At 54.3% G+C, this 11,974-nt stretch carries 14 protein-coding genes; 1 reads left to right on the top strand and 13 read right to left on the bottom strand.

Annotated elements, in window-relative coordinates; translation table 11 throughout:
• Window positions 1-56: 56 nt before the first annotated feature.
• From NXV01_RS13215 to NXV01_RS13175, 9 genes are all read right to left on the bottom strand, one after another.
• On the bottom strand, window positions 57-227 hold the full coding sequence (locus tag NXV01_RS13215; protein ID WP_015532627.1) for a hypothetical protein: 171 nt from the start codon (window positions 225-227) through the stop codon (window positions 57-59).
• 210 nt (window positions 228-437) lie between these two features.
• On the bottom strand, window positions 438-1,022 hold the full coding sequence (locus NXV01_RS13210) for a RagB/SusD family nutrient uptake outer membrane protein (protein ID WP_055235376.1): 585 nt from the start codon (window positions 1,020-1,022) through the stop codon (window positions 438-440).
• Window positions 1,023-1,027: 5 nt separating this feature from the next.
• On the bottom strand, window positions 1,028-1,288 hold the full coding sequence (locus NXV01_RS13205) for a hypothetical protein (protein ID WP_192912722.1): 261 nt from the start codon (window positions 1,286-1,288) through the stop codon (window positions 1,028-1,030).
• Window positions 1,242-1,508, bottom strand: a complete 267-nt coding sequence (locus tag NXV01_RS13200) for a hypothetical protein (protein WP_015532628.1) — start codon at window positions 1,506-1,508, stop codon at window positions 1,242-1,244. The genes NXV01_RS13205 and NXV01_RS13200 overlap by 47 nt, the downstream gene beginning before the upstream one ends.
• A 27-nt stretch (window positions 1,509-1,535) precedes the next feature.
• The gene (locus NXV01_RS13195) at window positions 1,536-1,787 is read right to left on the bottom strand and encodes a hypothetical protein (protein WP_009039940.1); all 252 of its coding nucleotides are present in this window, start codon (window positions 1,785-1,787) and stop codon (window positions 1,536-1,538) included.
• A gap of 430 nt (window positions 1,788-2,217) precedes the next feature.
• Window positions 2,218-3,420 (bottom strand): OmpA family protein, encoded by a 1,203-nt coding sequence (locus NXV01_RS13190; RefSeq protein WP_015532630.1) that lies wholly within the window; start codon window positions 3,418-3,420, stop codon window positions 2,218-2,220.
• Window positions 3,421-3,537: 117 nt separating this feature from the next.
• On the bottom strand, window positions 3,538-4,209 hold the full coding sequence (locus tag NXV01_RS13185) for a hypothetical protein (RefSeq protein ID WP_259022605.1): 672 nt from the start codon (window positions 4,207-4,209) through the stop codon (window positions 3,538-3,540).
• Entirely contained in the window at window positions 4,148-6,073 is a 1,926-nt protein-coding gene (locus tag NXV01_RS13180) for a fimbrillin family protein (protein ID WP_259022604.1), read from the bottom strand. The genes NXV01_RS13185 and NXV01_RS13180 overlap by 62 nt, the downstream gene beginning before the upstream one ends.
• Before the next feature lie 69 nt (window positions 6,074-6,142).
• The gene (locus NXV01_RS13175) at window positions 6,143-7,369 is read right to left on the bottom strand and encodes a hypothetical protein (protein WP_226789556.1); all 1,227 of its coding nucleotides are present in this window, start codon (window positions 7,367-7,369) and stop codon (window positions 6,143-6,145) included.
• A 400-nt stretch (window positions 7,370-7,769) separates the two neighbouring features.
• Between NXV01_RS13175 and NXV01_RS13170 the strand changes: the two genes are divergently transcribed.
• A complete protein-coding gene (locus NXV01_RS13170) occupies window positions 7,770-7,916 on the top strand; it encodes a hypothetical protein (RefSeq protein ID WP_225011879.1) in 147 nt (48 codons plus the stop codon).
• Window positions 7,917-8,328: 412 nt separating this feature from the next.
• Here the strand turns inward: NXV01_RS13170 and NXV01_RS13165 are convergent, their stop codons facing one another.
• From NXV01_RS13165 to NXV01_RS13150, 4 genes are read right to left on the bottom strand one after another with little or no spacing between them, the layout of a single operon-like run.
• Window positions 8,329-8,529, bottom strand: coding sequence for a hypothetical protein (locus NXV01_RS13165; protein ID WP_015532633.1), 201 nt, complete (start codon window positions 8,527-8,529; stop codon window positions 8,329-8,331).
• 52 nt (window positions 8,530-8,581) lie between these two features.
• A complete protein-coding gene (locus tag NXV01_RS13160; RefSeq protein ID WP_225011880.1) occupies window positions 8,582-8,740 on the bottom strand; it encodes a hypothetical protein in 159 nt (52 codons plus the stop codon).
• A 50-nt stretch (window positions 8,741-8,790) separates the two neighbouring features.
• Complete coding sequence (locus tag NXV01_RS13155; protein ID WP_015532634.1) at window positions 8,791-11,136, bottom strand: polysaccharide biosynthesis tyrosine autokinase; 2,346 nt, start codon at window positions 11,134-11,136, stop codon at window positions 8,791-8,793.
• Between the two features lie 15 nt (window positions 11,137-11,151).
• The gene (locus NXV01_RS13150; RefSeq protein WP_055235379.1) at window positions 11,152-11,937 is read right to left on the bottom strand and encodes a polysaccharide biosynthesis/export family protein; all 786 of its coding nucleotides are present in this window, start codon (window positions 11,935-11,937) and stop codon (window positions 11,152-11,154) included.
• Between the last annotated feature and the right edge of the window lie 37 nt (window positions 11,938-11,974).

The following is an 11,974-nucleotide window of genomic DNA, read 5'->3' as shown; positions in this document are numbered from 1 at the left end:
CAGGGAAGTCCGGGGCTTATCCCGGCTTCCCTGCCGACGGGGAGGCGGCATCATTGCTATGCGTGCAGTCCGACTGCCATATCAAACTGGTTGGATGTTGAGATGAAATTATGGCACGCATGCCCGCTTCCCTTCGTATATAATTCCTTATCCGGATGATACGCCGCCTCCCGATGACGGACAGCCGCGGTATGAATTCCGATAAATACGGTATTCCAAATATCCATATCCGAACCACGCCTGGCCCGGATATGGATAAGCAAACAAAACAAACAAATGATAGCGGATTTAATTCGTACAGCCGGAAATACCACATTCCACGGCTGTGGTATGAACCCGCCAGGGGTATATATTGTTCTGACAGTGTGTCGTATTCATGGTTCATACAGTTCCTACAGGGCGGAATTGTCCATGTCTTGTGCCGCACTTCCCTGTTGTCAATATCCCGGATTTTGCGTAAGCGCGGGCAAAAGGTTTATTTCGGATTGCGGAAAAGGCATGAGAAGCTCGTAGGCTTCGCATCCGGCCACGGCCTGTGCCTGCCCGGTCCGTTTCAACATGATCCAATAGCCCCAGTCTTGCTTCCGCGTTTTCCATTCGTCCGGCAGGGCCGACTTGTCCGCAGTGTCCTCCATACCGGCCTCTTTGAGCAGCAGGGCGGTTTTCGCGGGTGTATAGTTCGCAAGGCTTTCACCGAAAACGCGGTACATTTCGGGCTCGGACGATTCCTCGACCGCAATGCTGAAATCGGACTGACAGTCGCGAAGCAGGTATCCCGCCTCGTCATTGTAGCCCAGGCTCAAAGCGATTTCGGCACGGAGGGCCTTGACGGTCTCCATAGTGATGCGCCACCCGCCTTCGGGCAAACGGGTGATGTCTTGCAGTTCATTGAGCAGTCCCCAACAAAGGTCTTGCGGTGACCGTACGGGGGAATGCAGGATTTCATCGTAATTGTTGGAAGTGGCGGGCACCGTAATGTAAGGCACACTGCCCCACAGTTGTGACAGGTTGTAATAGACCATGCATCTCAAGGCTTTCGCCTCGTTGATGTAAGCGGTACGCTCATAGGAGCCGTCAAAGGCTTCAAGGCATTTATCACCATATTGGCGTTGCTGATGACAAGGTAGGCCGCACTCCACACATCGGCCACATGACTGTCATACGGAGTAATGACGGACGCAGGGTGTTCATCAAAGTCTTTCCCCGTAAGCCTTATCTTCTCCAGCAGCAACTGCCTGTACTCATAACTCCGTAAGTTGCTGTAAATGCCAAGGATTGCATTTTGCACAGCTTTCCTCTTCCCAGAAACTTTCTTCCTCGTTGGGATAGATCGGAGCCGGTTCTAATACATCACAATTGTTTTCCACCTCCTTTCTCAGCTCGTTGATTTTTTCCTCGCCTCCATCGTACCGGGTAAGCATGACGGCGGAATCACCATCGGTGAGCGACATGCTGTTGCCCGTAATGCCTGCCACCGCGACAAGCACTTCCCCTACTGCGAGTTTCATGGTAAGCAGATTCTCTACGAGCGTGTATTAGAACGACATGCCTTCCACCGTCCATCCCGTATGATATCCGGTCACATCTGGTATTGACGAGTAGGTGTAAGTCACCAACTCCCCTGTCCCTTCCTTGTGAAATTCAACGGTATAAATCGTTCCGTTCTCGGTGCTGTACCAGTTTCCGGTCAAACCGCCCTGCACGATAACATCCTCGTCGGAGTCGGAGCAGGCAGCGAGTACAAAGGCGCACGCCATGAAACATAAAAAAGTGCATATATTCATCATAATTGTATAACAGATGGTTTGTATTCAGATCATAATTCATAATACCATGTCAAGAAATCCTTCCGGAATGACAATTGACAGGTTAATAATTTTTTTTCTGACAAATAGAAATGTAAGGAAGACAGAGTCTTCCGCCTTCCTTACAATCCCCGCGCTTTTCACAAAGGACGGGGAAGGTCTCTTCTAACATTTTTAGGTCCATTCCGCCGGACTCCTCCGGAAAATGAACATGGGGTAACCCATGTGCTTTTCACAAAGGACATAGGCTTTAACATCTTTTTACTTCCCCGGCTATATTTGTTTTCCGGCCGGGAAACGGAAATATGCGGCCTGTCTGAAATCCGGTCTTGTGTATGGAAATCCGCGTCAGGGCTTTCGCCCTGCCTGACGGCTGACCGGAATCGGACAAGTTCCTATATGAACAAATGTTTTATTCCCCACGTGTGATAACCGCACGGCTCAAACGCGGGTCGTTGTAGAACATGTTGTCCACACCGCCCTTGTAGTCGATACGGAGCTGTTTCTCGCTGACGCCGAACTCTTTCACCAGGCAGTTGTAAACGTTCTCAGCGCGTTCCTTGCTCAGGCGTTCGTTGCCCTTGCTGCTGCCCGTTCCCGCATCGGCATAACCGGTGATGGTATATACGGTTTCCGGATCGCCCGACTTGATGATTTCGGCCAGCAGACCCAAGTCGGCGCGCGCCTCGTTGCTCAGCTTTGTCTTGTTGATCTTGAAGGTGACGAGGTTGGCGGCGGCAATCTTCTTCACGATGGTCTGTGCCTTCTGCCTGTCGCCATCGGCAAGGGCTTTCTTCAAGCGGTCGTTCTCCACGCTCATGTCGTTCAGTTTCCGGCGCATGCTTTCCAGGTCACCGTAATTGTAACGGTAAACGGTCTTGCTGCGGTCCCAGCCGCGTTGCTTGAACTTGTACGTCAGGCCGATGGTGGCGGAAAGGTTCCCCTCACCGAAACGGCCGCCGCCCTCACCGTCGAAACGGTCGTTGACGAACATGCCGCGCACATCAAGGTTCAGGGCCAGCGCATCGCAGAAGTGCCAGGAAGTCAGGATACCGAGGTTGGCGCTCACCTCCTTGGAAGATGGAGAGTCATAGACACGTGCCCAGCCGAGGCCGGCATAAGGACTGAGATCCCATTTGCGGTTCTCATTATATCCGCCAAAGAGGTTCAGGACATTGAAGAGCACATCGGCGTGGAGGTTGCCCATCTTGTATTTGGAATACTGGAGGTCGTCGCCCGGCACGCCGGCCCATCCGGGCACATGTTTGCCTGTCCCGTGGGTGATGTCGCATTCCCAGTCATCACGTGTGGCACCCTTGCTTTTCAGTCCGCTGTACATGAAGCGGACACCGATTCCCGGAGTGAACCACTTGCCGATGGCAATATCCAGTGCCGGGGCAATGCGGTCGCCGAAGTCTATTTGCTTGTCATGGTCGCCAAAATATACCTGCCCACCGGCACCCACGCTGATGAACCAGTTGTCCCAGAAACGGTTGGTTTCCACCTTGTACTTGTCCGTGCTGTACTCCACCTTTTCTTCCGTATCGGAAGTCTGTGCGAAGGCCGGACAAAGAGCCACTGCGCACAAGGCGGTCAAAAAGATTTTCTTAGTCATATTCAATCAACTGTTAATGATTTGTTTCTTTATATTACTCTTGGCACTGATAGCCTCTGAAAAGTATTGATGCCAAGAATAAGAAAGTTTTTTGCTTGAAAGCAAGAGACAGGCTTACTACTTTTTCAGCCTTACGACAAAGGTGCCGTGTGCCGCAAGTGAGCCGGTCAATGATGACGAAGCAGAAAGGGTTCCTGCGTCTTTCTGTCCGATAAGGTCTCTTACCGAATAGGATGTGCTTGGGTCAAGAGCATCGTAGTCGGTCATAGAAATGGTATAAGTCGCAGAGTTATCGCTGAGGTTGACAACGGCAATCGCTACATCGCCATTGGCAAGGTCCTTCTGATAGTAATCGATGCCATTGGCACTCTTGATATACTCAGCACCCTGTCCCAGGGCATCTTGGTTGATGGCGATAAGCTCTTCGTTCTTGACAAGCGCGAGGTCGTGCGCCAAGTCGGCCGAACTCATATCCTTGGTCATGTCGAAGCCCAGAAGGATAGGAGAACTCCACATGCACCACATGGCAAACGAGGTCTCGGCTTCGGTTGAAGTGAGTCCACCCGCCTGATTGTAAACGCAGTCGCTCGACGACTGGCCGCTACCGCGGATACCGACGCAAATCATGTCGGCATCGTTGTAACGGTTGATTCCGACATACGGCCAAAGGTGGCGCATCAGTACGATGGTGTTGTGCACACCCACGCCGTTAGCATTCTCATCGCCGTCATTCTTTTTTACCAAATAGGCCGCTGCTGATTTTGCCCCACCAGCCGTCGCGGTGATCATAAGTCATGCGCCAGCAGGTCGCACCGGTCTCGGCACCCCACTTCCATGGGTCGTGGATACCCCATTCGCACATGTACAGCATCAGACCGCGGTCTTTGAGCGCCTTGCCCATCTTGGTGTAGAGTTCCTGCGCCTTACCGGACGTGTTCCAGTAACTGCCCAGGCCGTCATATCCATCAACAAAGCTCGATGAAGTTGCACCGGTAGGAGCCATGTCAAGGTCATAATACCAGTCTTCTTTCACGAAGTCATAGCCCCAGTCCTTATAGTCCTGTGCATGGAGTTCCTCGTAGCCGTACGATGCGAAGTACTTCTCGCAGGTCTTGGTTCCGCAATCGGTATAGATACCGGCTTTCAGACCGTAGTCGTGAATCAGGTTCGCCATGCGCGCCATGCCGTTTACGCCATTCGTCGTGGGAAACTTGCTTTCATCGGGAATCTGGTGGCCGTTGTCGTTCTCACTTTTCACCTGCCAGCAGTCATCTACGCCGAAGTATCTGTAACCGGCGTCAATAAGGCCTTTTTCCTTCATTCCTACAAGCTGGCTCGCGAGGATGTCGTAGCCAATCTTGTCTTTAAAGACATTCCAGGTCTGCCAGCCCATCATGGGGGTGGGCGACTGGAGATCGGCGGCCCGGGCGGCCACGTGGAACTTGATGCCTTCTTTATAGGTAGTGCCCCCTACGGTGAATTCCACCGAATAGACATAGTCGCCGGCGGTGGGAGCCTTACCTTCCACAAGGCAGCGGCCGGCGTTCCAGGTCAGTCCCTCCGGCAGGTTGTAGACACGCTTGACGCCATCCTTTACGGGCACAACCGCATGATATTGCTGCGAGGTGCTTTGCGGCACGCGGATTTTGTGCATGAAGGGTTGCCCCGCAATGGCAAAAACGGTGTTGGCGCATGCCAGACGGCTCTGCAGGCCGGTCACCCAAGCGGCGTTCTCCTCCTTGGCATCGGGATTCTCCTCCATCGTCCACTTGTCTTTGAAGCGCGACAGGGTGAGAGGTACCGTGTAATAGGTATTGGACTTGAACGCATCGGCTTTCATCGTCTCGGTGAAGGTGATGATGTGCAGGTTGGTCTTGATCTGAATGCTGATTTCCGTCCCCGCAATGCCCGTGACGGGAGCCACGTTCATGTAGCCGTGGAAGGTGGAGGCGGACAGTTCCGGCGTATCCGTCCATTCCATTGTCACGGTGGAGGCATCGGTGGCCGGCGTGAAGGTGACGGCACGGGTGGAAAGGTCACAAGTGAAGCCGCCGCCGAGCTGCTTGCCGGGGACGGTGAGCGACACGCTCAGCAGCCTTTCACCCGCCACGTCGGTGCCACCGGCGTTGATGTCGAACTTCAAGAAGGCGAAGATGTGCTCGAAAGTGAATCTTGAGGCGGAGCTGCCTTGGGGGGTGCCCACCTTCCAGTCGCCTTCCAGTTCGCGGGTGGCGGTGGAATAGTGCTGGGTCAGCGGCAGCATGCCCTTGAAAGCCGTGGGAGTGGTGCCCGCCGTCTCCGTATAGGGATAGTAGGCATACAGGGGAGTCTCACCGTTCTGGAGATTACCTGCGAAGGAGGTCTTGTCGGTCTCCTGCTCACTTTGGTTGGTGAAGCAGGCATTGGCAGTCGTGGCGCTGTACACGCCGATCCGGTCGGCTGGCAGCCAGTTGATGCCAATCTCTCCGGATGTATACGCTGTGGGATCGACAGCCGTACGTGTCGCTGGCTCTTCAAGTGTAGGAGCTGGGCAAACAGCCTCGATTATGGTGTTGCCTCCCGGTGATAAATCTTGGTCGTAGGCATTACAAGCTATCAGGAATGCCGATGCGGCCAGCACGGTTATTGCGTTTGCAATTGATATCTTTTTCATCTATTTTCTTTTCTATAGAATTAGTTTGCAAGGCTGCACGGCCCGTGTAGCCTTGCAGGTAAAAAGGAATCAGAATACAGTACCACCGTTGGCAATACCCTTCGTGTCACCCGAAGGCTTTGCCTTGGCAGCGGAACGGCGGGCGAGCTTGAACTCCGGATCCGCGTTGTGCTCAATCACGGCCTGGATGCCTTGAGTGGTAGTCGCCTCAGTGCCTACGCAGTTGAACATTACCCAACCCCATGGCTTCAGTGTCGGTTTGTTGATGTTAAGCCAAAGTGCGTTAAGGGTAGAAGCGACTGTTGAAGTAGTGTAAGAGCTTCTATTATTACCACCGCCGCAACCTCCCAAATAGGTCATCGAGAAGTTACGATGTTCGGTTGATTCGTAATTCTGCGCGTATGCGGTAAGAACGGCTGTCGCGTTTGCTTGAACGCCGTCTCGCCAATTATAAGAATAGAGAATTATACCAGTTCGTTCTATCGGATTGGCACAATCAGAGTAGATGAGATTCATGCCACTGCCGTCCAGAGCCCAAGCCGATATGCCACCGGCATTCTTATCAGGTTGAGCGCCATAAGGCATGGGCGAATAATACGGGGCGGTTTCAGCAGCTTGCTCATAGGTATTCATCCATACATTGGCTTTGGACAGTTGGTTCCACGCATCGGTGTATTCACCGTTAAGCTGCACCTTGATAATCACTTTCCCCTTGACGTCACCGATGGTGGTGTTGGGATTGATACCGGTTGCAATCAGTCCCATCTCTCCGGCTTTGTCAAGCACGACTTTCAGGCGGCTGTACAAAGTGGACAACTGTGCCGTAGTTATGCCGCTAATCCAGTCGGAGATGGCGAGCACGCAGAACTCATCCTTGTGGGTTCCGGACATCTCCTTTTGCAGTGCTATCAGTACGTCGCCGAGGGTCCAGGAACCACTGTTGTCAGATTTCAATACGCTATTACCATCAGAATCAGCGATACCCACCGACGTGGATCCGCCATCTATCGAAGAGGTCTGATCGATGGTATTGACATGGCACTGGAACACACGCACACCGGCATTGAACTGGTCTTTCAATTCCATTGTCTGGGTCTTCTTGTATGTGTCCGACATCAGATAGTTGAACGACAGCGCGGAACCCGGCAACGAAATCTCGGAAAGGTAGATGTTCGGATCGAGCTGCGACAGCCAAATCGTGTAATCGAACTTCAAATCTTTAACGTTAATCTTCGGAAGTTTCACGAAATGAATCTGCTTCGGCTTGAAGCTGTTCATATTCAAATTCTTGGTCATGGTCTTTGACTCTGCAGTCACGACCTTTACCTTAAGCGACGTGACATCCGGATTCGGAATCATGAAGGCGCGCACCTTGAGCAGGCTCCCATCGCCCATCATGACACCCACCTTGTCGCCACTGGCATCGGCAAACTTAGTGTCGACTGTTATGCTGTTCGAGGCATCGGCATCGAAGACAAATTTATCGTTTTTGTAATCATACATAAAGCTACCGGCAATAGGAGCGTTTGCCTCGATGATGACCGAGGTGATGCGCACCTTACTCTGTGTATTGCTCCCGGTGGTGCCGTTCACGGTGATGTCAACCATCGATGCGAAGGGTTCGAACTCCAGATTCACGGTCTTCTCGGTAGCGGGATTATAACCCGTTTTCTTCGCGATCATCAGCGCGCAGTCCATGTCAGCGGTAGTCTGGAACTCACCAACCGCTTCGTCCGTCATCACTTCCGTGGTGGAAGCCGTCTGTCTGTCGGGCATTGTGGCAGAAAGCGATGTGTCCTTGCCGCTACCCGACTTTACAGCCTTTGCCGGATACATGGCATAGAAATCGTAATTCGAAACGCCATTTGTCTGCACGCCAACATCGCCGTCTTTGGCAACCGGAGCCGGCTCTACCATGTCCTTCGTGGCCTGGACGGTGTACGAAGCCTGATTGGCGCTTGCCAACGCCTGGGGGGAATAGATGTAGATGTGGTCATACAAAGAAGACTCATAGTTCCAGAAAATCTTCCAGGAGGTAGCGTCCGGATTCGCCACATCCGCGGGATCGTAATAGGTGCGCGTCCGGTTAGACTCAACCGTGGTGCCGAAATCGAATTCCGTACCTTCCGGCAGGGGATCGCTACCCGACATATTGTCATCTGTACAACCGGCAAAGCTTAAAGCCAGCAAAGACCAAGCAAGAGCCGGAATCAAAAATCTCTTATTCATATTCATTCAGATTATGTTCTTATTCATTAGTTATTATCCCAAGAATCATTAGTAAAGTCATTCGCTGTTCCAAAAGATTGGTTGACTTCCTGAGCCGTAGTTGTTGTACCGGGCGACTGAGCCGTGTGATTAGTAGAGCCGCACAGGTTTCCTTCCAATTCCACCTGAGTTTTCTTCGTGGAAGGAGACTCGTAAGTTTTTAAGCCTTTGTTTTCATTTTCGTCCATATACTTTAATGTTTTAAAAAGTTAATGTATCCTTATTTAGTGATAAGCTGCCTTATACGGCTTCCGTATAGGGCAGCATACGCCCCCGTATCTGTAAGGGAGGTTCCGTCATCGCCTCCGGACTTGTCCCGGGACCTCTTGACGGGGCTGTGCCGGCATGGATTGTCTTTTCCGGCCACCCGTTAATCTGATACCTGATTTCTTGTGTCATAATGTAATTATATTTAAAAAGATTAAACGTAAATGCTTGAAGTATATCGGTCATTTCCTTCTCCCGTGTTTCCCGTATCCGTAACCATAGCCATACCCGTATCCATATCCATATCCGTAACCGTAGCCACGGCGGTGCGGGCCCACCCCGTTGAGGATAATTGCCATGTTGCGGAGCTTGTTATCGCGGTAAAGCTCCTCCATGTCGGGCAGCAGGCGGCGGTCCAGGCGGCCGGCGCGCACCACGAAGATGGTGAGGTCGCTGATGCGGTTGGTGATAGTGGCGTCCGCCACGATGCCCACGGGGACATTGTCCACGATGATGTAGTCGTAGCGTTGGCGCAGTTCCTCCACCATCGTGTCAAGCCGTTCGTCCATGAGCAGCTCCGCAGGGTTGGGTGCCACCGTACCAGATGAGATGATGTCAAGGTTGTCGAATTTCCCATCGGTGTGGATGATGTCGTCCAGGCGGATGGAGTCGTCGGCCAGATAGTTGGTCACGCCCACCGGGTGTTTATGGAAGTGGCGGCTCAGGGTGCCCTTGCGGATATCGAGGTCCACCAGCACCACACGTTTCCGGGTGAGCACGAGGCTCATGGCAAGGTTGCGGGAAATGAACGTCTTTCCCGCACCTTCATTAAACGAAGTGAAGGTGACGACTTGCATCGGTTTGTCTTTTTTCACCATGAATGTCATGTTGGTGCGCAGGATGCGGAAACTCTCGGCCAGCATGCCGTCTTCCTCGCCGACGGCAACACCCGCTTTCGCCGCCTCCTTGTCCTGCGGCACTTCGCCGAGGAAAGGAATGCTCACCGCGCCCTTCAGGTCCTTGCGGCTGTGTACCCGGGTGTCCATGAAGAGGATCATGAGGAACACCACGCCGGGGACGGCCAGGCCGACGAGCACCCCGAGCAGCAGGATGCGGTTGCGCACGGGTGAGATGGGTCCCGCGGGTCCGTCCACGCTGTCGATGGTGCGCGCGTTGTTGTCGGCCATCGCCTGCGAGAGGGCGTTCTCCTCCCGCCGGTTGAGAAGGAACATGTAGAGCGCCTCCTTGATTTTCTGCTGCCGCTCGATAGAGAGCATCTGCCGTTCCTTGGTGGGCACGGTGGTAAACCGCGCCTGTGCCTGCTCCTGGCGGCTGCGCGCGTCGTTGCGCTTCATGTTGATCCCCACAATCATGTTGTCCACCGCACGGATGATACTCTGCCTCAGGGCGTGTATGCTGTTGTTAAGCTCCTCCACCACGGGGTTGCTCTCGCTGCTGTCGGCTATCAGCTTGTCGCGCTTCAGCTTCAGGGCGTTGTACTGGTTTATCTGCCCCTCCACGGCGGCGTCGCTGATGCCCGTCCCCGAGGGGATGAGGTCACGGCTTTTCGTGGGGTCGGTGAGGTACTCCTTGATGAACCGCGCCAGTTTCAGCTGGGTCTCCTGCTCCAGCGCGTCGGCGCTGTAGGCCTGTGCCTCGCCCATGTAGCGGCCGGCCAGCGAGCCGATGTCCATCACCTGGTTGTGCTGCTTGAACGATTCCAGCTCGGTCTCCACGCCGCCAAGCTCCCGCTCGATGATGAGCAGGCGCTCGTTGATGAACTCGGAGGTGTTCACCGCCACCTGGTTCTTGTCGTTGACGGCTTCCTCGTTATACACGTTCACCAGCGTGTTCAGCACGTCCTCGGCACGCAGGGGCGAGCCGTCCTTCAGCGAGAGCACGAGGATGGACGACTCGTCCTCCTCCTGCCGGATTCCCATGCTGCCCTGGAGGCGTCCCGCCACGGCGTTCAGCGGGTTCTTGACGACGTGGATCTCGCGGCCCGTCCACGACTTGCCCCAGTGGTCGGTACCCGTCACCAATATCCGCTCGCCGCCGACGGCCAGCGTGTCGTTCAGCCGCACCTCATAGCTCTCCCCGGCGGCGGGCAGCCCCCCGAATCCGGAAAGCGTCACCGTCGCATCGTCCTTGGGCGTCACCACGAACGAGATGTGCCGTTCGGGCAGCAGGTTGATGAAGGAGACGTTCACCGGAGACAGCGTATAGAGCTCGTTCATGCGCAGCCCGCTCTCCACACGGTAGTCCACGTCGGCGTGCAGGCGCTGCACCACCTCGCGCATCAGCCGTTTGGAACGGAACTGGAGAATCTCGTTGGCCACGTTCACCTTGTTGATATAGTTGTCGTAGCGGTCGAGCCCCGCCGTGGAGGTCTTGTTGGACGGGTCCTTGATGATGACCGTGACGGAGCGGAAGAACACCAGCGGGGATTTGGCGTAGTGGTACCACGCCATCCCCCCGAAAAGCAGCACGGACAGCACGAACCACTTCCACTTCGACAGCAGATAGACGGACAGGTCCACTAAGTTGACGCCCTGTTCGTTCTTGTTGGATAAACTGTTGTTTTGCATAATTCAGAGATGTGTTTACTTGATGGCCCAGATGACGGAGCAGACGGCCGTGATGAACGAGAGGATTCCGGTGGTGTACTTCCAGCCCTTGTCCTCGCGGTCCTGCTTGCGGTATTTCGGTTCGACATAGACGATGTCGTTCTGTTGCAGGTAGAAGCAGGGCGACTCGAACAGGTCCTTGCTGCGCAGGTCGTGCTGGTACATCACCCGCTGCCCGTCCTCCTCACGGATGACCGCCACACGGTTCACCCGGCCCCTTTGGGTGACGTCGCCCGCCTTGGCGATGGCCTCCAGCAGGGTGATGCGGTCGCCCTCCACCGAGAAGGTGCCGGTGTTGCCCACCGCGCCCAGGACGGAATACTTGAAATTGAGGAACTCCAGCGACACCAGCGGGTCCTTGATATACTTCCCGTCGATGATGCGGTTGCGTATCAGGGCGGTCACCTCGCTCACCTTCAGCCCCTCCACATGCAGCTTGCCCAGGATGGGGAAACTAATGTTCCCGTCCACGTCCACACGGTAGCCTTTCTTCACGGCAGCGGACTCCGTCACCGCGCCGTTGGCACCCACCGAGAAGGCCCCGCCGCCCGCGTTGAACGGGATGGACAGCTCGGGGTTCTTGCTGCTCACGGTGATGTCCAGGCGGTCGTTGGCATGCACCACCGCCTCATACCTGGTGTCATACGGATAGCCGAGCCCCATCTCCATGTCCTGCAGGTAGACGAATTTCTTCGACGAACTGCAGGAGGAGAGCAGGAGCACTGCCACCGCCACAATCCAAAAACAGTCTTTTCTTTTCATTGCTTTCTTTGCTTTATTTAGGGTTTATCAATCATCG

Source organism: Bacteroides sp. BFG-606, from assembly GCF_024788145.1.
Classification (GTDB): domain Bacteria; phylum Bacteroidota; class Bacteroidia; order Bacteroidales; family Bacteroidaceae; genus Bacteroides; species Bacteroides vicugnae.
The sequence above is the reverse complement of the archived record's forward strand: the minus strand, read 5'-3'. Positions and strand labels throughout refer to the sequence as shown.

Excerpts from the sequence above, each read along its gene's own strand:
- NXV01_RS13215 (WP_015532627.1), bottom strand. The coding sequence starts at position 227 with ATGGATATTTGGAATACCGTATTTATCGGAATTCATACCGCGGCTGTC.
- NXV01_RS13210 (WP_055235376.1), bottom strand. The coding sequence starts at position 1,022 with ATGGTCTATTACAACCTGTCACAACTGTGGGGCAGTGTGCCTTACATT.
- NXV01_RS13200 (WP_015532628.1), bottom strand. The coding sequence starts at position 1,508 with ATGAAACTCGCAGTAGGGGAAGTGCTTGTCGCGGTGGCAGGCATTACG.
- NXV01_RS13195 (WP_009039940.1), bottom strand. The coding sequence starts at position 1,787 with ATGATGAATATATGCACTTTTTTATGTTTCATGGCGTGCGCCTTTGTA.
- NXV01_RS13190 (WP_015532630.1), bottom strand. The coding sequence starts at position 3,420 with ATGACTAAGAAAATCTTTTTGACCGCCTTGTGCGCAGTGGCTCTTTGT.
- NXV01_RS13185 (WP_259022605.1), bottom strand. The coding sequence starts at position 4,209 with ATGATCACCGCGACGGCTGGTGGGGCAAAATCAGCAGCGGCCTATTTG.
- NXV01_RS13180 (WP_259022604.1), bottom strand. The coding sequence starts at position 6,073 with ATGAAAAAGATATCAATTGCAAACGCAATAACCGTGCTGGCCGCATCG.
- NXV01_RS13175 (WP_226789556.1), bottom strand. The coding sequence starts at position 7,369 with ATGACCAAGAATTTGAATATGAACAGCTTCAAGCCGAAGCAGATTCAT.
- NXV01_RS13170 (WP_225011879.1), top strand. The coding sequence starts at position 7,770 with ATGTCAGCGGTAGTCTGGAACTCACCAACCGCTTCGTCCGTCATCACT.
- NXV01_RS13165 (WP_015532633.1), bottom strand. The coding sequence starts at position 8,529 with ATGGACGAAAATGAAAACAAAGGCTTAAAAACTTACGAGTCTCCTTCC.
- NXV01_RS13160 (WP_225011880.1), bottom strand. The coding sequence starts at position 8,740 with ATGACACAAGAAATCAGGTATCAGATTAACGGGTGGCCGGAAAAGACA.
- NXV01_RS13155 (WP_015532634.1), bottom strand. The coding sequence starts at position 11,136 with ATGCAAAACAACAGTTTATCCAACAAGAACGAACAGGGCGTCAACTTA.
- NXV01_RS13150 (WP_055235379.1), bottom strand. The coding sequence starts at position 11,937 with ATGAAAAGAAAAGACTGTTTTTGGATTGTGGCGGTGGCAGTGCTCCTG.